This is a genomic window from Azohydromonas lata, from assembly GCF_034427735.1.
Lineage (GTDB): Bacteria > Pseudomonadota > Gammaproteobacteria > Burkholderiales > Burkholderiaceae_C > Azohydromonas > Azohydromonas lata.
This window is the reverse complement of the sequence record NZ_JAXOJX010000279.1, coordinates 1-231: the sequence shown is the minus strand read 5'-3', so window position 1 is coordinate 231 and position 231 is coordinate 1. Positions and strand designations below refer to the sequence as shown.

Annotated in this window: 1 protein-coding gene; it reads left to right on the top strand. The window is 68.4% G+C overall.

Features of this window, described 5'->3' with window-relative positions; all coding sequences use genetic code 11:
- Nucleotides 1–231: hypothetical protein (locus SM757_RS35385; protein ID WP_322468924.1), on the top strand; the 231-nt coding region annotated here is incomplete at both ends.

Below are 231 nucleotides of genomic sequence, written 5' to 3'. Positions count from 1 at the left end.
ATTCACGCTCAAGGGCTTCTCGGCCGACATCGCGAACTTCGTGTCGCTGTCCGGCGACCTGGGCTTTGCCAAAACCGGCATGGACATCGTGGCCGTGGGCAGCAATGTGACGGCTGCGCTGAGCGCGGGCACGTCCGCCTCGCTGCGGCTGAGCAACGCCAGCTTCGGCCTGCGCTCGGGTGCCGCGGGCACCACGGCATTCGAGCTGGCCAACGGCACGCTGACGGCCAC